The sequence below is a fragment of the Arthrobacter sp. AQ5-05 genome, from assembly GCF_003287975.1.
Classification (GTDB): domain Bacteria; phylum Actinomycetota; class Actinomycetes; order Actinomycetales; family Micrococcaceae; genus Paeniglutamicibacter.
The window spans coordinates 81,439-105,658 of record NZ_QMKQ01000003.1; the positions used below are offsets into that span (position 1 = coordinate 81,439).

Here is a 24,220-nt window from a genome sequence, read left to right on the forward strand (position 1 = left end):
TGCTAGCGGGCGAAGTCGTAGCCGATCGACCAGTCGCGGTACGGCGGCAGGAACCGCAGCACCAGCAGGGACTCGCGCTGCTTCTTGATCTCGGCGGCCGTCCGCGGCTTGACCTTGGACGCCTTGACCAGGGACGCGTGGAATGCCTCGAAGGTGCCGGCCTTGGACTTTGCCATGGCCTTGGCCTGATCCACGCCGATGTAGCGCAGGTGCCACGGCTCGTACTTGTATCCGGTCACCTTTTCTCCGTCGGCCGGGTAGCGGACGATGAAGCCGAAGTCCGCGGCGTTGGCGGCCAGCCACTTCCCGCCGGCGGTGTCGCCAAAGCATGCCTTGAGGTTGCAATATCCGCTGGACAGGCCGATGTCCGCGGCCAGCCCGATCTGGTGTTCGCTGGTTCCGGCCGGTGCCGACAACCGCGTGGCGTAGTCGGTCCCGTAGCGGGCCTTGTACCCGTTGAACAAGGACAGCTGGCGGTCATAGGAGCGGTAGGCGCTGAGCACGGCCAGCGACTGGGAATCCTTGCGCGCCGCCTTGAGCATCGTCTCCAGTGCGGTGGCGGCATCCTTGCGCAATTCGTGCCCGCTGCCGGCCACGCCGCGCAGGTCCTTGGGCTTGTAGTTCACCGGATCCAGGGGGTGGTCCCGGCTCACCAGCGCGAGGTAGGACCCCTGGTCCTTGGTCAGCTCCTTGGTCGTCGGTGGTTTCGGCTGCTTTTCGACATGCACCTGCGCCGCAGCGGGTGCCGCGGGTGCGGCCTGTGCGGCGAGGGGGACTGCCAGCACCAGGCTGGCACCCAGCAACAGGGCGGGAATGCCGGCACGAAACAAAGACACGATGTCCCTTCGGGGAATGAAGCAAGATGGATCCCCTTCAGGATAGCCGCTGGGTTGGTGGTTCGCCCATGCCGGAGGGTGCACAGCACCCGGCCCACGACCCGATGCGGCACGGGTCGGCCGGCCCGGTGAGGTCACCAATGCCCGGTCCGCGTGCCCAATGGGATATTTTGGGTAGCGTGCTGATTTCTGATGGTGATATTCGACGCGAGCTGGCCTCCGAACGTATTAAGTTGGACCCCTACGACCCGGAGATGATCCAGCCGGCGAGCGTGGATGTGAGGCTTGATAGGTTCTTCCGGCTTTTCGACAACCACAAGTACGCCCACATCGACCCGGCCGCGGACCAGCCCGAGCTGACGCGCCTGGTGGAAGTCGCTCCCGACGAGGCCTTCATCCTGCACCCGGGAGAATTCGTGCTGGGCTCGACGTACGAAACCGTTACGCTGCCCACCGACATCGCCGCCCGGCTGGAGGGCAAGAGCTCACTGGGTCGCCTGGGCCTGTTGACCCACTCGACCGCCGGATTCATCGACCCGGGTTTCTCCGGGCACGTGACCCTGGAACTGTCGAACATGGCGACCCTGCCCATCAAGCTGTGGCCGGGATCGAAGATCGGGCAGCTGTGCTTCTTCAAGCTGTCCTCGCCGGCCGAGCACCCCTACGGGTCCGGTGCCTACGGGAACCGCTACCAGGGCCAGCGCGGACCCACCGCATCGCGCAGCCACCTGAACTTCCACCGCACGACGCTGGAAAACTAGCCACAACCATCTTGTGTTCGTGTGCGTGCGCAGGTCCGGGGGAACCGGGCCTGCGCACATGCTTAAGCGCCAGACCGGGACCGAACGTCCCTACAGCTGCAACTTCATGCCCTCGTGGCTCGCCTTGAATCCGAGCTCCGCGTAGAAGCGGTGCGCCTCGGCCCGGCTCTTGTCTGTCGTCAACTGCACCAACGAGCACCCCTGGGACCGCGCGTACCCGATGCACCACTGGAGGAATTTCTTCCCCAGTCCGCGCCCGCGGTAGTCCGCATGGGTGCGCACCGCCTCGAGCTGCACGCGCCGGGCCCCGCGGCGGGACAAACCAGGGATCAGCGAGAGCTGCAGCATGGCGATGACCTGCCCGGCAGCCCCGCACACCAGCAATCGGTGTGCCGGGTCCCGCTCGATGGCCTCGAAGGCCGCCAGGTACGGCGCCCAATCTTCTGTGGGTGCGTCCCGTGTTGCGCCACGTTGGTCATCGGCCAGCAGCTCCAGGAGCGTGGGCAGGTCGGCCCGCGCCGCGTCGCGAACTTCGATCTCCAACCCGGGGAGCTCCAAATAGGCCAGGTGCCTCATCGGCCGGTCCTTCCATGACCGCGTTCGATCAGCCCCATCGAGGCGACCATCTCGCGTTCCTCCGCCAGCTCGCTGACCGAGGCCGAGATCCGGGCACGCACCTCGGCTCCCGGCTCCAGCCCCTGCTGGATCTGCCAGGCACCGTCGCGCGAGTGCACGGGGAAGGAACTGACCAAGCCCCGGGGCACCCCGTAGGATCCGTCCGAGACCACCCCCGCCGACGTCCACGAATCGGTGGTTCCCGAGACCCAGTCGTGGACGTGGTCGATGGCGGCGGCCGCGGCCGAGGCCGAGGCCGCCGAGGAGGAGCCGCGCACGGCAATGATCTCCGCCCCGCGCTTGGCAACCCGGGGAATGAAGGTCTCCGCCAACCAGGACTCGAGACTGCAGGTGCCGCCCAGCGCCTCGGTCAGTGCCTGGGGCAGCGGGCGGCGGGTGCCCTCGGGGCCCTGGACCCAGCCGTGGGAGATGTCCGGGACCTGGGAGGCCGAGTGGTTGCCCCAGATGATGACGTTGCCGATGCCCGCCACGGGGACATCCAGGGTGCGCGCCAGCTGCGCCAGCGCCCGGTTGTGGTCCAGGCGGGTCATGGCGGAGAAGCGTTCGGGTGGAACGTCCGGGGCATGGGCCGCGGCGATCAACGCGTTGGTGTTGGCGGGGTTTCCCACCACCAGCACGCGCACGTCCTTAGCCGCATGGGCGTTGATGGCAGCACCCTGCGGGCCGAAGACCGCACCGTTGGCGGCCAGCAGGTCCCCGCGTTCCATCCCGGCCCCGCGCGGCCGGGAACCGACAAGCAGGGCCACGTTGGCGCCCTCGAAGCCGCGGGAAGGATCGCTCGTCACTTCCACCGAGGCCAGCGATCCGAACGCACAGTCCTGCAGTTCCAGGGCGGTGCCCTCGGCCGATTTCATGCCGGCGGGGATTTCCAGCAGCTGCAATCTCACCGGTGTGCCGGGGCCGAACATGGCTCCGGAAGCGATGCGGAACAGCAACGCATAGCCGATCTGCCCTCCGGCTCCGGTCACGGTGACGGTCACGGGGGTTGGTGTGCTCATGGTTTCATGCAACCACCATTGCGGGGCAAAAGCCACGGACCGCGAGGCAACCTACGTGGATGTGCGCGGGCCCCGAACCGGGATCAACAGCAGCAGCCCCAGCAGCAGCACCACCAGGATGCCCAGGATGCCGTAGCGCTGGGCCTCGGCCACATGCGGGGTGGCCAGGGCGATGGAGGCGGCAAAGAGCGCCGGGGCGAGGAAGCTGACGGCGCGGCCAGTGGTGGCATAGAGCCCGAACAGCTCGCCCTCCTGCCCGGCCGGGGCCAGCCGGGCCAGGAAGGCGCGGCTGGAGGCCTGGGCGGGACCGACGAACAGGCACAGCAGCAACCCGAAGATCCAGAAGCCCGAGGCCTCGGGGGAGAAGAACACGCCCAGGCCCGCAACAAGCAGCCCGACCAGGGAGATGACGATGACCCGCTTGGGCCCGATCCTGTCATCGAGCATGCCGCCGACCATGGCCCCGGCCGCGGCGACCACGTTGCCGACGATCGCGAAGATGATCACCTGCTGCAGCGGGAAGCCGAAGGTGCCCGCGGCAATGATCCCGCCGAAGGTGAACACCGCCGCCAGCCCGTCGCGGAAGACCGCGCTGGCGAACAGGAAGTAGACCGTGTGGCGATCCGCGTGCGCCAGGGCCACGACCCGGCGCCACAATTCCTTGTAGGACTGCAAGATGGTGAAGCGCGGACCCCCCGGATCCCCGGGGATCTCGGGCACGGCAAAGAGCACCGGCAGGCCGAAGCCCATGAACCACACGGCGGAGAACACCGCGACCAGGCGCAGGTTCAGTGAGTTGGCATCCGATGCCCCGGCCCAGTCGAAGATCGGGGTCACCAGGGTGAACAGCACGATCGCCAGTGCGAGGATGCCGCCGAGGTAGCCCATGCCCCAGCCGAAGCCGGAAACCTTGCCGATGGTGGAAGGGGTCGAAATCTGCGGCAGCATCGCGTTGTAGTTCACCGCGGCGAACTCCGAGAAGACCGAGGCCAACGCAATCAGGGTCACCCCGAGGACCAGGAAGCGCGGTTCGGGGAAAACAAAGAAGCAGGCGGCCGTGAGGAGGGCCACGATCACGGTGTTTACGCCCAGCCAGAATCGCCTCCGGCCCCCGGCATCCGAACGCAGCCCGGTGACCGGGGCCAGCAGCGCGATGGCCACCCCGGCGATCGCGAGGCCGTTGCCCAGGACCACCGAATTGGCGTCCTTGTTGCCGAAAAGGTCGCTGGTCAAATAGACGGTGAAGACGAAGGTCGTCATCACCGCGTTGATCGCGGCGGAACCCCAATCCCAGGAGGCCCATGCCAATACGGGTTTGGTGATTATCTTCCGCCGGTTGGTCGATGTCGAGGGTGCCGCAGGAATCTCGCTCATGGGTGCATCGTAACTCCCCGAAACAAACAACGGGGGATCACCGGTCAATTTCGTGTTCGTGCCGGAGAAATATTCTTTGTAAACCGGCGTCTTTAACAATCGGTAAACGCGTATTATTCCGCAAAATTTCATCATCTGAATCCCGTGCCAACAACGGATCAACACCGGTCGGCTGTTAGGCTGGGAGCTGCCTTTTGACCGTTTTTGTTGCCAGGGCACTGGCCTGCCGACCATGGGAGATAAGTGTGCTCCTTGTCCTGATTGCGCTTTTTGTTGTGGCGGCAATTGCGCCATTGATTTTTCGGCTGCTGGGCCGTTCAACCTTTTATGTTTTGGCGGCGGTTCCCGCCTTGGCCTTCGTCTGGCTCGTGGCCAACTTTCCCTCGTTCCTGGGTGCCGACCAGGCCGCTGCGAGCGGCGAGCCCAACGCCCCGCCCTCCGAGCTCTACAGCTGGATCGGACCGCTGAACGCGCATCTTGATTTCCGGATGGATGCCCTGGCCGCGGTGCTGTGCCTGCTGGTGCTCGGGGTCGGGTCCCTGGTGCTGTTTTACTGCGCACGCTACTTCAAGAACGAGGACCCGCACACCGGCGCGTTCGGCGCCCAGCTGCTGGCCTTTGCCGCCTCGATGTTTGGCCTGGTCACGGCCGACGACATGATCATGCTCTTCATCTTCTGGGAACTGACCACGATCCTGTCCTTCCTGTTGATCGGGTTCAACCGCACCAGAATGAGCGCGCGCCGTTCGGCACTGACCGCGCTGATGGTCACCACCTTTGGCGGCCTGACGATGCTCGCCGGGCTGGTCATGCTCGGCAACGCCGCCGGCACCTACCGCATCTCCGAGATCCTGGCCATGGCTCCGGAACTCACCGCCCTGGGAACCTACATCGACGTGGCCATCGCCCTGGTGCTCATCGGCGCGATCTCCAAATCCGCGCTGGTGCCCTTCCACTTCTGGCTTCCCGGCGCCATGGCCGCACCCACGCCTGTCTCGGCGTACCTGCACGCAGCTGCCATGGTCAAGGCCGGCATCTACCTGGTGGCACGTCTGTCCCCGGGATTCAACGAAACCGCATTCTGGCAACCCCTGCTGCTCTGGCTGGGACTGGCGACCCTGCTGATCGGCGGTTGGCGCGCGCTGAAGCAACACGACCTCAAATTGCTTCTGGCTTACGGCACGGTCTCCCAGCTCGGCTTCCTGATGCTGGTCATGGGCATGGGAAACCCCAACGCGGCACTCGCGGGCCTGGCCATGATGCTGGCCCACGGGTTCTTCAAGGCAACACTGTTCCTGGTCGTGGGAATCATCGACCACAAATCCGGCACCCGCGACCTGCACCAGCTGTCCGGGCTCTACAGGTCCTCACCGGTTCTCTTCGCCATCGCCGCCATCGCCGCCGCCTCGATGGCCGGGTTCCCGCCGCTCTACGGCTTCGTGGCCAAGGAAGCGGTCTACGAAGCGCTGCTTGAACACGCCCAGGGCAACGGCGCCACCGGTGTGGTGCTGCTGGTGGGCGTCCTGCTCGGCGCCATGATGACATTCGCCTACTCCGCACGTTTTTTGTGGGGCGGATTCGCCTCCAAGCGGGGCATGGAACCGACCCCGTTCCCGCGCGTCCCGGCACTGTTCCTGGCCCCGCTGGTGGTCCTCACCGGCGCCACAGTCGTGTTCGCCTGGATCCCGCAGGTGCTCGAGGGCGCCATCGCGCCCAACCTGGCACTGTTCGAATCCACCGAGACCCCCATCCACCTGGGCCTCTGGCACGGCTTGACCCCCGCGCTGGGGTTGAGCATCTTGACCATGGCCGTGGGCACGGGAATCTTCCTGGCACGGGAGAGGGTCTTCCACCTGCAGTCCCGGGTCCCGGCGCTGCTGGATGCCGAACGCGACTACAAGCTCCTGGTCACCGGCGTGGACAACCTGGCGATCTGGCTCACCGGACGCACCCAGCGCGGTTCGCTGTCCTTCTACCTCGTGGTGATCCTCATCGTGGCGCTGCTGCTGCCGGCCGGCACCGCGATCTGGCTCAGCACCCCGGCACCGGGGAACTTCATCGCCTTCGACCACCCCGCCCAGCTGGTCATCGGGCTCATCATGATCCTCGGCGCCCTGGGCGCGCTGCAGGCCAACCGCCGCTTCCTGGCGGTGCTGATGGTCTCGGTCAGCGGCTACGGCATGGCGGCGATCTTCGCGCTGCAGGGTGCACCGGACTTGGCCGTGACCCAGCTTTTGGTCGAAACCATCGTGCTGGTCGCCTTCGTGCTGGCGCTGCGCGCCCTGCCGGTGGAACTGTGGGCCAAGAATCCCACCGGGCACCGGCTGGGCCGGGCGCTGATCGGCATCGGGTTCGGCGCCTCCATGATCTACATCGCCGCGACCTCGATGGCCTCGCGCGTCGCGGAACCGATCTCCCTGGCCTACCCGGAGCTGGCCTACACCGGCGGGGCGGGCAAGAACATCGTCAACGTCACCCTGGTGGACATGCGCGCCTGGGACACCTTCGGGGAGATCACGGTGCTGGCCGCCGCCGCCACCGGCGTGGCCTCGCTGATCTTCGTGCGCGGGCGCGGGGACAAGCGGGTGCGCGCCTCGAACGTGCCGCGCGGATCGGTCGACCACGGCTCCGAGGCCATCGGCGGGGCCAGCCCCAGCCGCGCCGGGCTCGCCGTGGCCAGGACCTTTGCGATTTCCAAGAAGGATTCCTGGTTGGTCGCCGGGCACACCCTGGCCCCGGAGCGCCGTTCGATCACCTTCGAGGTGGTGACCCGGCTGCTCTTCCACACCATCCTGCTGGCCTCGGTGTACCTGTTGCTGGCCGGCCACAACACCCCCGGCGGCGGCTTTGCCGGCGGGCTGCTGGCCGGGTTGGCGCTGACCATCCGCTACCTGGCCGGCGGCCGCGTGGAACTGGCCGAGGCCACCCCGGTGAGCCCGGGCACGCTGATGGGCACCGGGCTGGGCCTGGCCGCCCTGACCGCCGCAGCGCCGCTGCTCCTGGGCGCCCAGATGTTCACCTCCGCGGCCATCGAATTCACCTGGCCGATCTTCGGTGAACAGAAGTTCGTGACCTCCACGGTCTTCGACATCGGGGTGTACCTGGTGGTGGTCGGGCTGGTCATCGACGTGCTGCGCTCCCTGGGTTCGGAGATCGATGACCGTTCCGAGGGCCGCAGCCCCACCGACTTGCATGACATGGTTTCCGACGCGGATACGGGAGTTGGACGATGAGCACCAATATCACCTTGCTGGTCGTGATGGGGGTGCTCTTCGCCGTGGGCATCTACCTCCTGCTCGAGCGCTCGCTGACCCGCGTGCTGCTGGGCATCGTGGTGCTGGGCAACGGGGTGAACCTGTTGATCCTCACCGCCGGCGGACGGCGCGGGCAGGCACCGCTGTACCAGGATGGGCTGGCCGCGGAGGCCTACACCGACCCGCTGCCGCAGGCGCTGATCCTCACGGCCATCGTGATCACCTTCGCGGTGACAGCGTTCATGCTGGGCATCATCTACCGCTCCTGGGTCATCTCCCGGGCCGACGTGGTCGCCGACGACGACGAGGACCTTCGCGTCTCGCAGCAATCGACCTTCGACTTCGAGGAAGACTCCCCGGTCCCCGAGGACACCACCGAATTCGAGGGCGAGGACTCCGCGCCCGCAGGGAACCACCCAGAGAAGGGGCCGCGCGCATGATCGATGCACCACTGACCGCCGTTTCATTCGCCCCGCTGGCCGTGGCCCTGCCGATCTTCGGTGCCGCGCTGGCCTTCATCCTGCGCCGCAAACGCCGCACCCAGCGACTGGTGACCATCGGGGTGCTGGTCATCACGCTGTGCCTGGAAGCCTGGATGCTGGCCACGGTCTGGGGCGGGGGGACCTACTCGGTGACCCTCGGCGGCTGGGCCCCGCCGTTTGGCATCTCCATGGTGGTGGACGGGTTCTCGGCCTTCATGCTGGTGGTCTCCTCCATCGTCTCCCTGGCCGTGCTGCTGTACGCCACCAGCCAGGGCATGGCCGACGGGGACGAGGACGGGCCCGTCTCGATCTTCCACCCCGCCTACCTGATCCTGGTTGCCGGGGTCTCCAACGCCTTTTTGGCTGGAGACTTGTTCAACCTCTACGTGGGCTTCGAGATCCTGCTGACGGCCTCCTACGTGCTGCTGACCCTGGGCGGGACCACTGCGCGGATCCGCGCCGGCACCACCTACGTGGTGGTCTCCGTCGCCTCCTCGATACTCTTCCTGATCGCCATCGGCATGATCTACGCGGCCGCCGGCACCGTGAACCTGGCGGATCTGGCCGTGAAGCTGCCGGACATCTCCGAAGGCACGCAGACCGTGCTGCACGTGATGCTGCTGGTCGCCTTCGGGATCAAGGCAGCGGTCTTCCCGCTGTCCTTCTGGCTCCCTGACTCCTACCCGACCGCCCCGGCCCCGGTGACCGCGGTGTTCGCCGGGCTGCTGACCAAGGTCGGGGTCTATGCGATCATCCGCACCGAGACGCTGCTGTTCCCCGGGAACCGGCTCTCCGAACCGCTGATGGTCGTCGCCGGACTGACCATGCTGGTGGGCATCCTGGGTGCGGTGGCGCAGACCGACATCAAGCGCATGCTCTCCTTCACCCTCACCAGCCACATCGGCTTTTTGATCTTCGGGGTGGCCGTGGGCAACCAGCTGGGGTTGGGGGCCACCGTCTACTACGTGGCCCACCACATCGTGGTGCAGACCTCGCTCTTCCTGGTCGCCGGGCTCATCGAGCGCCGGGCCGGGACCTCGAACATCGAGCGGCTCGGCTCGCTGGCCAAGCTCTCCCCGCTGCTGTCCCTGCTCTTCTTCATCCCGGCGATGAATCTGGGCGGCATCCCGCCGTTCTCCGGCTTCCTGGGCAAGCTCGGGCTGGTGCAGGGAGGCGCCGAACTGGGTTCGCCCGTGGCCTGGGTGCTGGTGGGAGTCTCCCTGTTGACCTCGCTGCTGACGCTGCTGGCCATCGCGCGTGTGTGGAACAAGGCGTTCTGGCGCAAGGCCGAGGACGCCACGGATCCGGACCCGCTGCTGCTGGTGGGCGTGGAAGCGGCGCGCGGGGCGACCTACGACATCGTGGCCGACGAGCCGGCCAGCCGCTATTCGGACCGCGGCAACACGGCGCTGCTGCCCAACGGCATGCTGGCCATGACCGCGGCCCTGGTGCTGGTGGGCGTGGCGCTGACGGTGTTCGCCGGGCCGCTGTTCGAATTCAGCGACCAGGTCGCCGGCCAGCTGCTGGAGCGGAACAACTACATCGAGGCGGTCCTCGGAACCGGGCAGGGGGTACGGTAAATGCCCATGGAACAACGGCTGAAAGACGCCACCGACGAGTCCGGGGCACGCCAACGCGCCACCCTGCGCCAGGAGCTGCCGCTGCTGGCGGGCATGATGCTGGTCTGGGGTGCGCTCTGGCAGGACTTCGCCATCGGCAACCTTGTCTTCGGGCTGCTGATCTCGCTGGTGTTGGTGCGGGTCTTCCGGCTGCCGCCGGTGATCCTCTCCGGGCGCTTCAATGTTTGGCGCGCCGCGGTGTTCGCCGGGGCGTTCCTGCGGGATGTGACCCTGGCCAGCTTCGAGGTCCTGTACCTGGCGGTGTTCCGCGGCCCGCGCACCACAAGCGCGATCATCACCGTCACGCTGCGCACGGAATCGGACTTGCTGGTCACCTTCGTGGGCCACGTGCTGACGCTGGTCCCCGGCTCCTACGTCGTGGAGGTGGACCGGCGGACCTCGACCCTCTACCTGCATGTGCTCAACGTCAACGACGAGGCCGGGGTGGAGAAGGCCCGGGCCGCGGTGATGATGATCGAGGAACGGTTGATCCGCATGATGGGAACCAAGGAAGAACTGGCCGGGTTGAATGCCGAGAAGTCGGCCCCGGGCAAGGAACACGGAGAAACACCATGAACATCGTCCTGTGGATCTGCGGGATCACGCTCTCGATCGCCGGCGCCCTGGCCATGGTCAGGCTGGCCAAGGGGCCCTCGATCCTTGAACGCGTCATCGCCACCGATGTGTTGCTGCTGATCGTCTCCGCGGCGCTGTGCGTCGACATGACGGTCAACAAGCACACCGACAATCTCATCTTCGTGCTGCTGGCCTGCCTGGTCGGGTTCGTCGGCTCGGTGACTGTCTCGCGCTTCGTCACGGACCGGAGGAACGCCTGATGCTTGACACCGTCATCGACATCGTGGCCGGGACGTTCATGATCGTCGGCTGCCTGATGTCCCTGGCCGCGGGCATCGGCATGCTGCGCTTCCCGGACCTGCTCTCGCGCCTGCACGCGGCAACCAAGCCGCAGGTGCTGGGGCTGTTCCTGCTGCTGGCTGCGCTCGGGCTGGAACTGCGGTCCTGGGCGGTGCTTCCGGTCCTGGCCCTGGCCTGGCTGCTGCAGTTGCTCACCGCCCCGGTCTCGGCGCACATGGTGGGACGGGCCGGCTACCGGACCCGGCACCTGAAGCGCGAGACCCTCATCGCGGACGAACTGGCAGCGGTGGTCGAGGCCGCCGAGCAGCGTGAGGAGGCCGAACACGGCCGGAACGGCAACCGGGACCGCGCCGACTTCATCGACTAGTTCATCGACATCGACCGGGTCATCACTCATTCGCCCACCGCCGCCAACCGGTGCCGGGCACACCCAAGTGATCCGGCCGAACGCATCCGGCCGGATCACTTGGGTGCGGAAGCTCAGGCCTTCTTGGAGAACTTCGCGATGGCCCGCTGGGTGCCGCGGTCGGTGAGCACCTGGATCAACGCGGCGGTGACGGCCGAAAGCACGGCGAACCCGATGGCCTGTCGCATCGACGCCTCGGCCTGGGCTTCCTTGTTGCCGTGCTTGGGCGGCTGCTGGCCGGTGAAGCCGATCCAGGCCTTGTCGACGATCTTCCCTCCCAGGAAACCCGCGGCGATGGAAATTGCTGGACCGATCAGTTTCATCAGGCTATTCATGGGGACTCCCAAATGTTGCGGCAAAGGTACTTGGCCCAGCCTAGCTGAGGTAGCATCATAGAACTGAAACAATCACGACAGGGGAGCGTCGTGCGGGGCAACCCGCACCCAGGCGCTGAGAGTGCGGATAACCGCAGACCCTCGAACCTGCCCCGGCTAGTACCGGCGAAGGAAGTCGAGTTCTCAGGGGTGCGCGCGGAATTTGCGGGCAATCCCTCCCCTCCTTGAATCCAAGGAGGATCAACACCATGGGCATCACCCACCAGCCCGCCGGGCACAAAACGGCAACCACATCCTGGCGAGTCGTCGACATCGTCATCGCGGCCGTCATCGCCGTGTCCTCGGGCGTCATCTTCTGGGCGTGGAACAGCACCCACCACCTGCTTGACGTCCTGTTCCTGGCCTTCCCGCCCTCGGCCGCACTGGTCTCGGGCATGTGGCTCTTCCCAGCGGTGCTCGGCGCACTGATCATCCGCAAGCCCGGCGCGGCGCTCTTCTGCGAACTGGTCGCCGCGATGGTCTCCGCGCTCATGGGCTCGGAATTCGGGCTGACGGTCCTGGCCTCGGGCCTGATCCAGGGCCTGGGCGCCGAAGTGGTCTTCGCCGCGTTCCGCTACCGCACCTTCAACCTGCCCGTGGCACTGCTGGCCGGGGCCGGGGCAGGACTATTCGGAAGCGTCAACGACACCTTCATCTTCCGCTGGTTCCCCGAATACACCACCGGCATGCTCTTGGCCTACATCGCCTTCATGACCATCTCGGGCATCGTCATTGCCGGGCTGCTCTCCTTCCTGGGAACCCGCGCGCTGGCCAAGACCGGTGCACTGGGAGCGCTTGCCAGCCGCAAGGCCGCCACCGAACCCATCCTCGGCTGATGGACACGGGCATGGCCATGTCTTCAGCCTCGATGCTGCACCGCGAAAACGACACCGCGGCCACCTTGCAACACCGCAGCGGCGCGGTGTCCGTCAGCGCCAGGAACTGGGGGTGGCGGCACGCCGACCGCGCCCACGCGGCGCTCTCTGGCCTGGACCTGGAGATCAGGGCCGGGGAACGGGTGCTGCTGGCAGGGCCCTCGGGCGCCGGGAAATCCACGCTGCTCTACGCGTTGGCCGGCGTTCTCGACGAGGACGACGAAACCTATTCCTCCGGCGAACTGCTGCTGGACGGGGCACCGGCGACCCAGGGCCGCGGACTGGTCGGGCTCATGCAACAGGACCCCGAGACCCAGGTCGTCCAGGCCCGGGTCGGGGACGACGTGGCCTTCGGAGCGGAGAACCTTTCGATTCCGCCCGCGCAGATCCAGCGACGGATCATCGAGGCACTCGACGCCGTGGGACTCGATGTCCCGCTGGACCACCCCACCTCCGCGCTCTCGGGCGGGCAGAAACAGCGCCTGGCCCTGGCCGGGATCCTGGCCATGGGCCCGGGACTGGTGCTGCTGGACGAGCCCACGGCAAACCTGGACCCCGACGGGGTGCTGGAGGTCCGCGACGCGGTGCTGGCCGCACTGGATTCCACCGGTGCGACCCTGTTGATCGTCGAACACCGGCTCGAGGCGTGGGCGCAGCACATGGACCGGGTCATCGTGCTGGAACCCGGTGGCGGCATCGCCCACGACGGCACACCCGGCGAGCTCTTTGCCCCCGGCCCGGTCCGCGGGAAACTGATTGCCGCCGGGGTGTGGGTGCCCGGGTACACCCCGGCATTCGACCCGCTGCCGCCCCCCGAACAACCCGGCGCGTTGCTGCTGGAAGCCACCGACCTTGCCGTCACGCGCAAGCGCGGCGCGAGACCGGCCGCCTCCGGCCTGGCCCTGCGCCTTGGCGCGGGCGAGGCCTGGTGCGTGCGCGGGGCCAACGGCTCGGGCAAGTCGACCTTCGCCCTGACCCTCGGCGGACTGCTGCCGCCGGGATCCGGCACGGTGCTGGCCACCGGCGAACTGGCGGCCGGCGCCGAGGCCCGGCCGTACCACTGGCGCGCCACCGAATTGGTGGGACGGATCGGCTCGGTCTTCCAGGAGCCCGAGCACCAATTCGTCACCAACACCGTGGCCGAGGAACTGGCCTACGGACCGCGGCACGCGGTCAAGCCAGGAACCCGGGAACCGCTGTTCACCGAGCAGGAGATCTCCTCGCGCGTCGAATCGCTGCTGTCCCGGCTGCGGCTGGGACACCTGGCGGAGGCGAACCCCTTCACCCTCTCGGGCGGGGAAAAGCGCCGGCTCTCGGTCGCCACGGTGCTGGCCGCGGGCCCGCAGGTCCTCATCCTTGACGAGCCGACCTTCGGACAGGACGCCAACACCTGGCGCGAATTGGCCCTGCTGCTGCGCGAGGAACTGGCCCGCGGAACCGCGATCATTGCAGTGACCCACGACGCCGACTTCGCCCGCGCCCTGGGCGCGCACGAATTCGTCCTGGCGTCTCCGGCCACCGCTGACGGCACCGCACCCACCGATGCACGGCCCGGATTGCTCGAGGCCGACGTGCGCGGAGGGACAAGCTTCCTGGGCAGGGCCAACCCGCTGGCCAAGCTGGCCGCTGTCGCGCTGGCCACGATCCCGCTTGTCGCGTCCATGGACTGGGTCAGCAGCGGAATCGTGGTGGCCGCGACGATCCTGGCGCTGCCGCTGGCCGGGCTATCGATCCCGCGCTTCCTGGCCCGCGGCTGGCCGCTGCTGCTCGCCGCGCTCTTCGGGGCCTGGGGCACCGCGCTGGTGGGCAACGACTCCGGGGCGGTGCTGCTGGATCTTGGCCTCTTCACCATCACCCAGGGCTCGCTTGCCGCCGGTGCGGCCACCGGGATGCGCGCCTTCGCGGTGGCGATCCCGGCGGTGCTGGTGCTGTTCACCACCGACCCGACCGACCTGGCCAATGCGCTGGCGCAAAAGGCGCGGCTGCCGCACCGCTTTGTGCTCGGCGCGCTGGCGGGCATGCGGCTGCTGGGTCTGTTGATCGAGGAATGGACCACGCTGGGCATGGCCCGGCGGGCCCGGGGCGTGGGCAGCCGCGGCTCGGCTGCCGCCCGGCTGCGGGCGAACCTGGGGCAGGTCTTCGGGCTGTTGGTCCAGGCCATCCGGCGGGCCTCGCGGCTGGCGGTGACCATGGAAGCCAAGGGCTTCGGCACCGCCGAACGGACCTGGCTGCGCGCCTCGAGCTATGGCCGGCGGGATGCGGGGATCGTTGCCGCCGGGCTGCTGCTGGGCGTCGCCGCAACGTGGGCCGCGCTGGCCCTGGGCACCTGGAACCTGGTCTGGAGCTAGGCGCAGAAGCACGGAAGGTCCCGGATCTCTGGCATCAATGGGCCAGGGATCCGGGGCCTTCCCGTTTCCGGTACGTGCCCCGGGCTACCGGGTGAAGCCCAGGGACGCGATGGCCGGCAGGGTGCCGGCGGCAAGGTTTTGCAGTACGTAGCGCTCGTGCTCCGGCATCGGGTCGGGCAGGTCATCGAGGTCGAACCACTGCATGGCGGCGCACTTTTCCGGTTCCATGATGCGGGCCTCGCCCCGCCACACCGTGGTGGCGAAGAAGAAATCCACGCGCTGGGCACGCGGCGAATCCCCGCCGTTGGTGCGGTGCAGGGTGGACAGCGGGACGAGGTCCGCCGGGTCCATCAGGACCCCGGTCTCCTCGGCGGCTTCGCGCACCGCCGCGGCGAGCACCGACTCGCCCGCCTCCACATGCCCGGCCGCGGCGCAGGCCCAGTGGCCGTCCATGAACCCGGTGTTCTGCCGCAATTGCAGCAGCACCTGCGAGTCGCGGCGAAACACCACGTAGGCGGCCGGAACCACTTGGAACAGCTCGTGCACGATGGAACCTCGAATCCGTTGCTTCGCCCCCGGCAGCGGGGGATTGCCGATGGGCAGCTTATTGGATGGCGTCGACCATGGCCGTGAGCTCGGCGTGCAGCTGCCCGTCGCGGGCGATGGCGGTGCCGTCGATGGAGTTCACCGGGGTGAGCAGACGGACGCTGGAGACCAGCCACACGCCCTCGGCATCCAGCAGGTTTTCCGGGGTCAGCGGCCCGTAGCCCAGCTCCCACCCGGCCTGGCGGGCGGCGGCGAAGATGGCGCCCTGGGTGGTTCCCGGCAGGATGCCGGTTTCCAGGGTCGGGGTGATCAGCCGCTTGGTGTCCCCGTCGCGGTGCGCGATCAGCACCGTGGAGGTGGGGCCCTCCAGCACGATTCCGTCGCTGGAGGTGAAGATGACGTCTTCGGCGCCCATCTTCTTGGCGTGCCGCAGCGCCGCCATGTTCACCGCGTAGGACAGGGTCTTGGCGCCCATCAACAGCCAGGGGGCGCGCTCGGCCACCCTCGAGTCGTAGCCGCGGTCCAGGAAGATCACCGAGATCCCGCTCTGGCGCTGCCGGCGACCCAGCTCGGGGGCGGGGGAGACCGTGACCCAGGAGGTGCCGTGGCCGGTGCCCTCGGTGCCGCGGGTGGCCACGAGCTTCACCACCGCTTCCTCGGCCGGGGTTGCGGCATCGAATGCCGCCACGGCGGTGGCGATCGCCGCACGCCACGCTTCCTCATGCGGAACCAACAGGTCGCAGGTCGAGGCCGAGACGCGTAGCCGTGCCAGGTGGGCGTCGAGCTTGCGCACGATCCCGTCGGTGTACAGCGCGGATTCGAAGATCCCGTCCCCGCGGGTCACGCCCTGGTCAAGGACCGAGAGCTGGGCGGTGGCGGCATCGGCGACGCGGCCGGCGGGAAAATCGGGATCGAGGAACACAAGAGCAGTCATGGATACCAGATTACCGCCGGGCACGCGGTTCCCTGGTGTTCCACGCACTGGCGGTAGTCTGGGACAAGGGCCGGGAACCACACTCTGGCAAGGAGGGATCCATGAACGAGGGCAACGACGCGCTGACGGTTGGCGCCGCCTTGTGGTCAGTGGCGGTGGGGATCGAGCTGACCATCCGCATCACCATGGTGGGCATCGTGCCTGGCAACCGCCGCCCCACCACCGCGATGGCGTGGCTGCTGGCGATCTTCTTCATCCCCGTGGTGGGCCTGCTGCTCTACCTGCTCTTTGCCAACATCAAGCTCTCGAGGCGCCGGATCGACCGGCAGCGAAACGTCAACGAATCGATCCTCGAAGCCACCCAGCACATGATCGGTGGAAACCGCTCGCCCGAGGCCCCGGACTGGGTGCTCTCGGCGGCCGAGCTGAACCGGACCCTGGGGGCGCTGCCGCTGCAGTCCGGGAACGCGGTGGAATTCATCACCGGGTACCGCGAATCCCTCGATGAGATGCGCCTGGAAATCGACAAGGCCCGTCGCTACGTGCACGTGCAGTTCTACATCATCGGCGAGGACGATGTATACGTCGGCCCGATCCTCGAGGCCCTGGAACGCGCGGTCGCCCGCGGGGTCAAGGTGCGGGTGCTCTTCGACCACCTGGGATCGCTGCGCGTGAAGGGCTACTTCGGGCTGGTTCGGCGGATGAGTGCGGCCGGGATCAACTGGCGGCGGATGCTTCCGCTGGCACCCTTCCAGCGGCGGTGGCGGCGCCCGGATCTGCGCAACCACCGCAAGATCGTGGTGGTGGACGGGCAGGTCGCCTTCACCGGTTCGCAGAACCTCATCGAGCCCGGATACAAGCGATCGTCCGCGCACAAGATCGGCCGCGAATGGGTCGAGCTGATGGCCAAGGTCCGCGGTCCGCTGGTGACCAGCCTGGACGTGGTCTTTGCCACCGACTGGTCGCAGGAATCCGACGAGGACCTGCTCCACGACCTGGCCGCGGTCGAGGATGCCATGCGCGAGGCGCCCGACGCGGGGGAGGACATCGGCCAGCTGGTGCCCAGTGGGCCGGGATTCGAGGCGGAGAACAACCTGCGGCTGTTCAACACGCTGATTTATTCGGCGACAGAGCGGCTTTCGATCACCAGCCCCTACTTCGTCCCGGACGATTCGCTGCTCTATGCGATCACCACCGCCGCCCAGCGGGGGGTGGCGGTGGAGCTGTTCGTCTGCGAGAAGGGCGACCAGGCACTGGTGCAGCATGCCCAGCAGTCCTACTACGAGGCGCTGCTGCGCGCCGGGGTGCGGATCTACCGGTACAAGGCGCCCACGGTGCTGCATTCAAAGTGCATGGCAGTGGACGACGAGGTGGTGGTCATGGGCTCCTCCAACATGGACATGCGTTCCTTCTCGCTGAACCTCGAGATCACCCTGATGCTCCTGGGCTCCGACCTGGTCAACGAGCTGATGAAGGTGCAGGACGGTTACCGGGCCAACTCCACCGAGCTGACCCTGGAACAATGGTCCAAACGCACCCCGGTGAGCCGTTGGATCGACAACGTCGCCCGGCTCTCGGCCACCCTGCAATAGGCGCCGGCACCCCGGACGGCGAACCGCCGGGCCTTGGTGCGGTGGCGCAGCGGGTCAAGGCACTGCCGTGCGCAGGACCAGTTCGAGCACCGGTTCCGGGTCCGGCCCCTTCAGCACCAAGCGGCCAGCATCGGGGGTGTGGCGACTCGAAGCAGAAGTCCGGGCCGGAGAGCACTCGGAGGACTGCCCGTCCGCATCCAACGCAGGACAGACAAGCCAAGCAGGATTCAAGAAGCGCTCCCCGTTGACTCCACCTAGAGTAAATGGCGTAACGCAGACGATTGAGAGGAACCAGCCATGAGCACGACCTTCAGCAAAGAGGAAAAGGCAGCGATGCGGGCCGCCGCAGCCGAGGCCAAGGCATCAAAGGCCGCGGCCGACCTGGAAGCGGCATGCCTTGCCGCGATCGGGGAGATGACCGGCACGGACCATGAACTGGCCGAGACCCTGCACGAGCTGGTCAAGAAGCACACTTCCCTGGGGGCGAAGACCTGGTACGGCATGCCCGCCTACATCAATGCGGAGGGCAAGGTGGTGGTGTTCTTCCAGAGCGCCGCCAAGTTCAAGGTGCGCTATGCAACGATCGGGTTCCAGCCGGATGCCAACCTCGACGAAGGCAACTTCTGGCCAAGCTCCTACGCCGTGACCAAACTGGCCGACGAGGACAAGAAGCAATTGGTTCAGCTGCTGAAGAAGGCCGTCGGCCAGGCATAGTCCCCATGGGCTGCCGCCGGTCCGCCACGGCACAACACCGCGGGCCGGCGTGCCTGTTAGCTGCCCGGGAAGGTTGTGCCCAGGGCCGAGAGCACGCCGAAGGCCTTGGTGCGGACCTCGTCCCATTCCTCCTCGGGGGAGGAATCCGCGGTGATCGCCCCGCCCACGCCCAGGGACAGGTCCCACGACCCGGCTTCGGCCCCGGGCAACCGGCTCATCACCAGGGTGCGGATCACCACCGACAGGTCCGCGGACCCGCTGGCGGAGAAGTACCCGACGGCCCCGGAATACAGGCCGCGGGCCGCCCCGTCCTCCAGGGAATCAAGGATGGCCATGGTGGAGACCTTTGGCGCCCCGGTCATGGAACCGGCGGGGAACGCTGCGGCGATGGCCTCGGCGCGCGGGGCGCCCGGGCGCAGCTTCGCATCGATGGTCGAGACCATCTGGTGCACCGTCGCATAGCTTTCAATGGCACAGAGCCGCGGCACCGATAGCGTGCCGGGCACTGCGAAGTGCGAGAGGTCGTTGCGCAGCAAGTCCACGATCATGATGTTCTCGGCACGGTCCTTGGGCGAGGATACCAGGTCCCGGTGAAGCTGCCGGTCGGCCTCCGGTGTTTGACCGCGCGGCCGGGTGCCCTTGATGGGCTCGGCCCGCATCCAGCCGTTGGCGCCGATGGACATGAACCGCTCGGGGGAGGTGCTGGCCGCTGCCATGTTCCCGAAGCGCAGGTAGTGGGCGAAGGGCGCGGGATTGGCCGCGCGCAGGCGCAGGTAGTTTTCCCATGGGTCGCACGGCACACCCGGGGCGGCCAGCGCCGTGGTCAGGCAGACCTCGTAGCTGTTGCCCTGGCGGATCTGCTCCTGGGCCGCACGGACCTTGTCCAGGTAGCCGTCGCGCTCGTCGCGCACCGTGAACCCGGGTGCCGGCTGCAGGGCCGCGGGAACCGCCGGCGACTTCACGGCTCCGGGCAACACCTTGCCGACCCGGGCATGGAATCCGGCCGCGTCGCTGGTGGCCAGCAGGTGCACGGTGGAGGTGTGGTGGTCAACGACCACGACTTGGGAGGGCCTGAGCAGGGCCGCGTCGGCCGGCCCGCCGGGAACCCGTGCCGCGGCCACGTTGTCGCTGCCGCCGGTCTCCCGCTTGAGCTCGTAGCCCAGGTAACCCAGCCAGCCGGGAAGGAAGGGCAGGCCGGTCTGGTCCGGCTGGAAGCTTCCGGCTTCCCAGACCCGGGAGAGCCAATCGAAGAAGCCGCCGGTGAGCCGTGCGGTGGCGGTTCCCTCGGTGAGGATCCCGATCCCGCCGCGTTGTTCGTAGATGGCGCACTCATCGGTGTTGGCCGCGGCCATGATGGAATAGCGGTTGCGTTGGCGCGGGTCGATGAAGCCGAGGTTGCTCGATTCGAGCAGCACGGCATGCTCGTCCCCGGAATAGAGCGCCGCGAAGAGCGCAGCGGCATCCGGGGCGGCATCCATCGCCAGGTGGACCGGTTCCAGCGCCGCGGACTCGGCGCGCTCGGGAGCGAGCACGCGGTGGCAGGCCGGCAATGCCCGCAGCACCCGCAACACGTGCCCCGGGGCACTGCCGTCGGCCCGGTTCTCCACGGTGACATCGGCGTGGTCCTGCACCGAATCGGCGGCCAGATAGGCATCCTCCTGGGCGGCCCAGGCGTCCCAATGCGCGGCGAAGACCTCCCCGTCGCGTTCCAGGGCACGGGTCTTGCGGGTGTCGTCGGGCACCTGGACCCAGAGGAGGGCATCGAGCAGCGGGCGGGCTGCGGCACAGCCGGCCCCGACACCCTCGATGATGATGACCGGGGCGGGATCCAATGCTGCCCGGGTGCCGGTGGCGCTCGAGCCCCAGTCCCAGGTGTCCCAGCCGGCGGCCCGGCCCTGGGCCAGCGGGGTCAGGACCTGCTCGACGTAGGCTGCGGTGCCGGCGGCCAAGCCGTCCCATCCGGGGTAGATGTCCTCGAGGTGGAAGACGGAGACCTCGCGGTGGCGGCGCAGGACGGTGGCCAGCTCCGCGGCAAGGGTGCTCTTCCCGGCGCCGGAGCGGCCGTCGATGCCAAGGAGCAGAACGGGGCTAGTTGCCACGTTGGGGCATGATGTGGGCGCGCACGTAGTCGAGCACTCCCGGGATGGCGGCATTGACCATTTGCCAGCACAGGCGGAAATCCGCCGAGTCGCCGAACCATGGATCGTAGATGCCCTGGTCCTCGAGCGGGGTCGCGGACAGGGCGGTGTCGAAGGAGCGCATCATGCGCAGTTCGGGTCGTGGAGCCGAGGCGTCGGTGGGCAGCAGCTTCGCCAGCGCCGCGTAGTGGTCCTGGTCCATGGCCAGCAGCAGGTCCACCCCGGGCAACGAATCCGGGTCAAGGACGCGGGCGACGTGTTCCTCGGCATCGATGCCGTGGGACTGCAGGACGGCCGCGGCCCGCGGGTCGATGCCGTGGCCTGCCTCGCCGTCGCTGGTGCCGGCGGACTCCACCGAGACGTCAGTGATCCCGGCATCGTTAAGTGCCGTGCGAAGCATGTACTCGGCCATGGGGGAGCGGCAGATGTTGCCCGTGCACACTGTCATTATCCGAAACATGGTTTTAGTCTAGGGCCCTTACGCACCTAGTGACAGGCCTAAACACGCTTCCACCCGATGGTTATCGGATTGTGCCCTTCCTCCGTGCCTGCCGACCGCGGTGCGGTGCGAGGCGTCAGTGGATGAAGACCAGCAGGGCGGCGACGAAAATGAACAGGGTGCCGAAGGTCAGGTTCAGGATCTTTTGCCCGCGCTCGGTGGCGGTGAAGCGGCTGAAGCTCTTGGCCGAGGCGGCAAAGAACAGCCACATCACCACGATGTCCACGGCCACGATGGTTCCGATGAAGACCAGGTACTGGGGCACTGCCGGGGCATCGAGGCGGATGAACTGCGGGGTGAAGGCCAGAAAGAACACGATGGCCTTGGGGTTGAGCAGGTTGACCCACAGTCCGCGGCGGAACATCGAAAGGGAAGATTCGCGCCCGCGCAGGTCGATTTCCTCGCTTCCCTGCGGCTTGGCCAGGATCAGCCGCACGCCCAGGTACACCAGGTAGGCGGCACCGGCGTAGCGGATGCCGGTGAAGACCAACGGGGAACGGGACACCAGCAGCCCCACGCCGGCGGCCACCACGATCACATGGATGAGCAGGGCGGCCTGCTGGCCCAGGATGCCCCACATGGATCGGCGGAATCCGGAGTTCAGCGAGTTGGTCATGGTGTTGATGGCCCCGGCGCCGGGGGTGAAGCTGATCAACGTGGAAGCGCCGAGCAGCGAGAGCCAAAGGGAAAGAGTCACCGGACAAGTTTAGGGGAGCGCGGGCCCGCGCCCGTACTCGCCCGTCCCGGCATCCCGGCAGGTGAGACGGCCGGCGAACGCTATTCCCAGGCCGGCACCCGGTGCGAGGAGGCAACCTGCGCATACCAGCGGGCCGAGGCCTTGGGGATGCGGGCCTGGGTGTCGTAGTCGACCCGGACGATCCCGAAGCGCTTGTCGTAGCCAAAGGCCCACTCGAAGTTGTCCAGCAGCGACCACACCAGGTACCCGCGCACCTCGGCCCCGTGTTCCATGGCCCGGTGCACGGCCCGCAGGTGCGCATCGATGAACGCCAGCCGCCCGGCACTGTCATCGACGAACCCGCTCTCGTCGGGATCATCGTCGTAGGCGGCGCCGTTCTCCGTGATGACCATGGGGATCCCGGCCGGCCCCGTGTATTCCTCCTGCAGGCGCAGCAGCAACCGTTCGAGCCCCTCTGGTTGGACCTCCCAGCCCATGGCGGTGCGCGGCAGGGGCCGGTCGATGTTTTGCACCCGCTCGCTGCCCACCGCGGGGCTCCGGCGCGGGAGTCCGCGCTCGGAGGTGGACACCAGCGACTGCTCGGATGCCTGCGGATCCCGGGGCGCGGCAACCAGCACCCCGTTGTAGTAGTTCACGCCCAGCACGTCGATGGGCGCGGCAATGGTTTCCAGGTCGTTGTCCCGGATGTGCCCGGCCAGGCCGGCGGCGGCCATGTCCTCAAGGACGTCTTCGGGGTATTGGCCGCGGAAGATCGGGTCAAGGAAGACCCTGTTGAAGGAGCCATCGATGCGCCGGGCTGCATCCACGTCCCGGGGGTTGGCCGGGTCGGCGGGATCGGCGACGGTGAAATTCAGCGTGATGCCCAGCCGGTGCTCCCTGCCCGCGGACTCCCGCATTGCCTCGGTGGCCAGTCCGTGGCCCAGCAACAGGTGGTGCGCGGCGGCCACCGCCTCGGCGGGGTCGGTGTGCCCGGGGGCATGCTCGCCGCCGGCATGGGAGAGGAAGGACGAACACCATGGCTCGTTCAGCGTCGTCCAGTCCGTGACCCGGTCCTTCAGGTGCTCGAACACCTCCAGCGCGTAGTCGGCAAAGCGGTATGCGGTGTCGCGGTTCGCCCAGCCGCCGCGCTCGCCCAGGGCCTGCGGCAGGTCCCAGTGGTAGAGCGTGAGCCACGGGGAGATCCCGTTGCCCAGCAGCTCGTCGACCAGCCGCGAGTAGAAGTCCAGTCCCCTGGGGTTCAGCTCCCGGTCCCCGGGCTTGATGCGCGCCCAGGAGGTGGAGAACCTGTAGGTGTCCAGGCCCAGCTCCGACATGAGCGCCACGTCCTGGGGCATCCGGTGGTAGTGGTCGGCGGAAACCGATCCGTCGTGGCCGGAAAACACCGCGCCGTCGACCCGGCAAAACGCATCCCAAATGGAGTCCTCCCGGCCGTCCTCGTGGCTTGCGCCCTCGATCTGGAAGGCGGCGGTTGCCGACCCGAAGCGGAATCCGGGGGGAAATTCCAGGGTGCGCGTGGAATCGAATCCGGCGGCAAGGGGGTGGGGCGTGCCCGTGGTGGGTAGTTCGGTCATGGCGGGGACTGGTCCTCAACGATCATGAACGCACCAGCGTTCGGCCGACGGTTGCCACGAGCCTAGTGCGGATCCCCGCTGCGGGCCAGGCCAGCGGTGGCGGCTACGCGTGTTCCGCGTCGTGCCTGGCCTTGTCCACGCCGGCCGTCGCGTCGGCCATGAAGCGGGACACCAGCTTCACTTCCTGATCGGTGTAGGTGGAAATGACCTCCATCATGCTCGCCGCCAGGGGTGCGAACATGGCGCGCCCGTCGGCCTGCGCCTTGGGGGTGAGCTTGACGCGGACCACACGGCGGTCCTTGTCGATGCGCAGGCGCTCGATGTGTCCGATGCGCTCGAGACGGTCCAGCATGGCGCTGGTGGCCGGTGAACTGAGTTGCAGGGTCCGAGAGAGGTCCCCCGGGGTCGGCGGGGTCCCTGCGCGTTCGAAGCGCATGATGGCGGCCAGCGCATTCATGTCCGTGCGGTGGGTCTTGTGCCGGGTGCCGGTGGACTCGACGTAGCGGTCCGATGCCTGCCCGAACTGCTGAAGCAGCAGGACGAGTTCGAAGGCGGCGGCGGGATCCATGGGGACCATTCTATGCCGAGGCTTGAAATGGTTCCATCATGGAAATACTATTTGATACAGGCATAGCGGAATGCGGGCCTAGAATCGACCGCACAACGAGGAGTTGGATCGTGGGAAATCAG

At 67.6% G+C, this 24,220-nt stretch carries 23 protein-coding genes and 1 riboswitch; of the genes, 11 read left to right on the forward strand and 12 right to left on the reverse strand.

Annotated elements, in window-relative coordinates; translation table 11 throughout:
- Positions 1 to 2: 2 nt before the first annotated feature.
- Positions 3 to 836, reverse strand: a complete 834-nt coding sequence (locus DQ353_RS04820) for a M15 family metallopeptidase (protein WP_146755203.1) — start codon at positions 834 to 836, stop codon at positions 3 to 5.
- Positions 837 to 1,015: 179 nt separating this feature from the next.
- Here DQ353_RS04820 and dcd point away from each other — a divergent pair, with 179 nt between their 5' ends.
- Entirely contained in the window at positions 1,016 to 1,597 is a 582-nt protein-coding gene (gene dcd / locus DQ353_RS04825; RefSeq protein ID WP_113761661.1) for a dCTP deaminase, read from the forward strand.
- A 90-nt stretch (positions 1,598 to 1,687) separates the two neighbouring features.
- Here the strand turns inward: dcd and DQ353_RS04830 are convergent, their stop codons facing one another.
- The 3 genes from DQ353_RS04830 to DQ353_RS04840 are packed head-to-tail and all read right to left on the reverse strand — an operon-like array spanning position 1,688 to position 4,605.
- Positions 1,688 to 2,173, reverse strand: a complete 486-nt coding sequence (locus DQ353_RS04830; protein WP_113761662.1) for a GNAT family N-acetyltransferase — start codon at positions 2,171 to 2,173, stop codon at positions 1,688 to 1,690.
- A complete protein-coding gene (locus DQ353_RS04835; RefSeq protein WP_113761663.1) occupies positions 2,170 to 3,231 on the reverse strand; it encodes a malate dehydrogenase in 1,062 nt (353 codons plus the stop codon). Before DQ353_RS04835 ends, DQ353_RS04830 begins: the two co-directional genes overlap by 4 nt.
- A gap of 51 nt (positions 3,232 to 3,282) precedes the next feature.
- Positions 3,283 to 4,605: an MFS transporter gene (locus DQ353_RS04840; RefSeq protein ID WP_113761664.1), complete on the reverse strand. Its 1,323-nt coding sequence runs from the start codon at positions 4,603 to 4,605 to the stop codon at positions 3,283 to 3,285.
- A gap of 245 nt (positions 4,606 to 4,850) precedes the next feature.
- On the opposite strand from DQ353_RS04840, the gene DQ353_RS04845 reads away from it, so the two are divergent.
- From DQ353_RS04845 to mnhG, 6 genes are read left to right on the forward strand one after another with little or no spacing between them, the layout of a single operon-like run.
- Positions 4,851 to 7,838, forward strand: coding sequence for a Na+/H+ antiporter subunit A (locus tag DQ353_RS04845; protein ID WP_113761665.1), 2,988 nt, complete (start codon positions 4,851 to 4,853; stop codon positions 7,836 to 7,838).
- Complete coding sequence (locus DQ353_RS04850; RefSeq protein ID WP_113761666.1) at positions 7,835 to 8,299, forward strand: Na(+)/H(+) antiporter subunit C; 465 nt, start codon at positions 7,835 to 7,837, stop codon at positions 8,297 to 8,299. The genes DQ353_RS04845 and DQ353_RS04850 overlap by 4 nt, the downstream gene beginning before the upstream one ends.
- Positions 8,296 to 9,921, forward strand: coding sequence for a Na+/H+ antiporter subunit D (locus tag DQ353_RS04855; protein WP_113761667.1), 1,626 nt, complete (start codon positions 8,296 to 8,298; stop codon positions 9,919 to 9,921). The genes DQ353_RS04850 and DQ353_RS04855 overlap by 4 nt, the downstream gene beginning before the upstream one ends.
- Entirely contained in the window at positions 9,922 to 10,536 is a 615-nt protein-coding gene (locus tag DQ353_RS04860) for a Na+/H+ antiporter subunit E (RefSeq protein WP_113761668.1), read from the forward strand. It abuts the gene before it with no gap.
- Entirely contained in the window at positions 10,533 to 10,796 is a 264-nt protein-coding gene (locus tag DQ353_RS04865) for an MrpF/PhaF family protein (protein WP_113761669.1), read from the forward strand. The genes DQ353_RS04860 and DQ353_RS04865 overlap by 4 nt, the downstream gene beginning before the upstream one ends.
- Positions 10,796 to 11,203 (forward strand): monovalent cation/H(+) antiporter subunit G, encoded by a 408-nt coding sequence (mnhG, locus tag DQ353_RS04870; protein ID WP_113761670.1) that lies wholly within the window; start codon positions 10,796 to 10,798, stop codon positions 11,201 to 11,203. Before DQ353_RS04865 ends, mnhG begins: the two co-directional genes overlap by 1 nt.
- A 113-nt stretch (positions 11,204 to 11,316) precedes the next feature.
- On the opposite strand, the gene DQ353_RS04875 is transcribed toward mnhG, so the two are convergent.
- Positions 11,317 to 11,577, reverse strand: coding sequence for a DUF4235 domain-containing protein (locus DQ353_RS04875; protein ID WP_113761671.1), 261 nt, complete (start codon positions 11,575 to 11,577; stop codon positions 11,317 to 11,319).
- A gap of 69 nt (positions 11,578 to 11,646) precedes the next feature.
- Positions 11,647 to 11,768, forward strand: a riboswitch (TPP riboswitch).
- A 57-nt stretch (positions 11,769 to 11,825) separates the two neighbouring features.
- Between DQ353_RS04875 and DQ353_RS04880 the strand changes: the two genes are divergently transcribed.
- Together DQ353_RS04880 and DQ353_RS22530 are read left to right on the forward strand one after the other, a co-directional pair.
- Entirely contained in the window at positions 11,826 to 12,452 is a 627-nt protein-coding gene (locus tag DQ353_RS04880; RefSeq protein WP_113761672.1) for an ECF transporter S component, read from the forward strand.
- A gap of 32 nt (positions 12,453 to 12,484) precedes the next feature.
- Positions 12,485 to 14,839 (forward strand): ATP-binding cassette domain-containing protein, encoded by a 2,355-nt coding sequence (locus DQ353_RS22530; RefSeq protein ID WP_181578264.1) that lies wholly within the window; start codon positions 12,485 to 12,487, stop codon positions 14,837 to 14,839.
- 84 nt (positions 14,840 to 14,923) lie between these two features.
- Here the strand turns inward: DQ353_RS22530 and DQ353_RS04890 are convergent, their stop codons facing one another.
- Entirely contained in the window at positions 14,924 to 15,385 is a 462-nt protein-coding gene (locus DQ353_RS04890) for an NUDIX domain-containing protein (protein ID WP_113761673.1), read from the reverse strand.
- A 58-nt stretch (positions 15,386 to 15,443) separates the two neighbouring features.
- Positions 15,444 to 16,319 carry an aminodeoxychorismate lyase gene (locus DQ353_RS04895; protein ID WP_113761674.1) on the reverse strand — a complete coding sequence of 292 codons (876 nt, stop codon included), beginning with the start codon at positions 16,317 to 16,319 and terminating at the stop codon, positions 15,444 to 15,446.
- A gap of 101 nt (positions 16,320 to 16,420) precedes the next feature.
- On the opposite strand from DQ353_RS04895, the gene cls reads away from it, so the two are divergent.
- A complete protein-coding gene (gene cls, locus DQ353_RS04900) occupies positions 16,421 to 17,911 on the forward strand; it encodes a cardiolipin synthase (protein WP_181578248.1) in 1,491 nt (496 codons plus the stop codon).
- Positions 17,912 to 18,208: 297 nt separating this feature from the next.
- Positions 18,209 to 18,625, forward strand: a complete 417-nt coding sequence (locus DQ353_RS04905; RefSeq protein WP_113761675.1) for a hypothetical protein — start codon at positions 18,209 to 18,211, stop codon at positions 18,623 to 18,625.
- A gap of 56 nt (positions 18,626 to 18,681) precedes the next feature.
- Here the strand turns inward: DQ353_RS04905 and DQ353_RS04910 are convergent, their stop codons facing one another.
- The 5 genes from DQ353_RS04910 to DQ353_RS04930 all read right to left on the reverse strand — a co-directional run bounded on the left by DQ353_RS04910 (position 18,682) and on the right by DQ353_RS04930 (position 24,098).
- Positions 18,682 to 20,778, reverse strand: coding sequence for a chorismate-binding protein (locus tag DQ353_RS04910; protein ID WP_113761676.1), 2,097 nt, complete (start codon positions 20,776 to 20,778; stop codon positions 18,682 to 18,684).
- Positions 20,714 to 21,223, reverse strand: coding sequence for a low molecular weight protein-tyrosine-phosphatase (locus DQ353_RS04915; RefSeq protein ID WP_113761677.1), 510 nt, complete (start codon positions 21,221 to 21,223; stop codon positions 20,714 to 20,716). The genes DQ353_RS04910 and DQ353_RS04915 overlap by 65 nt, the downstream gene beginning before the upstream one ends.
- A 115-nt stretch (positions 21,224 to 21,338) precedes the next feature.
- Positions 21,339 to 21,959, reverse strand: coding sequence for a LysE family transporter (locus tag DQ353_RS04920; RefSeq protein WP_113761678.1), 621 nt, complete (start codon positions 21,957 to 21,959; stop codon positions 21,339 to 21,341).
- A gap of 80 nt (positions 21,960 to 22,039) precedes the next feature.
- Entirely contained in the window at positions 22,040 to 23,530 is a 1,491-nt protein-coding gene (locus DQ353_RS04925) for a glycoside hydrolase family 1 protein (protein ID WP_113761679.1), read from the reverse strand.
- 103 nt (positions 23,531 to 23,633) lie between these two features.
- Positions 23,634 to 24,098, reverse strand: coding sequence for a MarR family winged helix-turn-helix transcriptional regulator (locus tag DQ353_RS04930; protein WP_113761825.1), 465 nt, complete (start codon positions 24,096 to 24,098; stop codon positions 23,634 to 23,636).
- Positions 24,099 to 24,220: the final 122 nt, after the last annotated feature.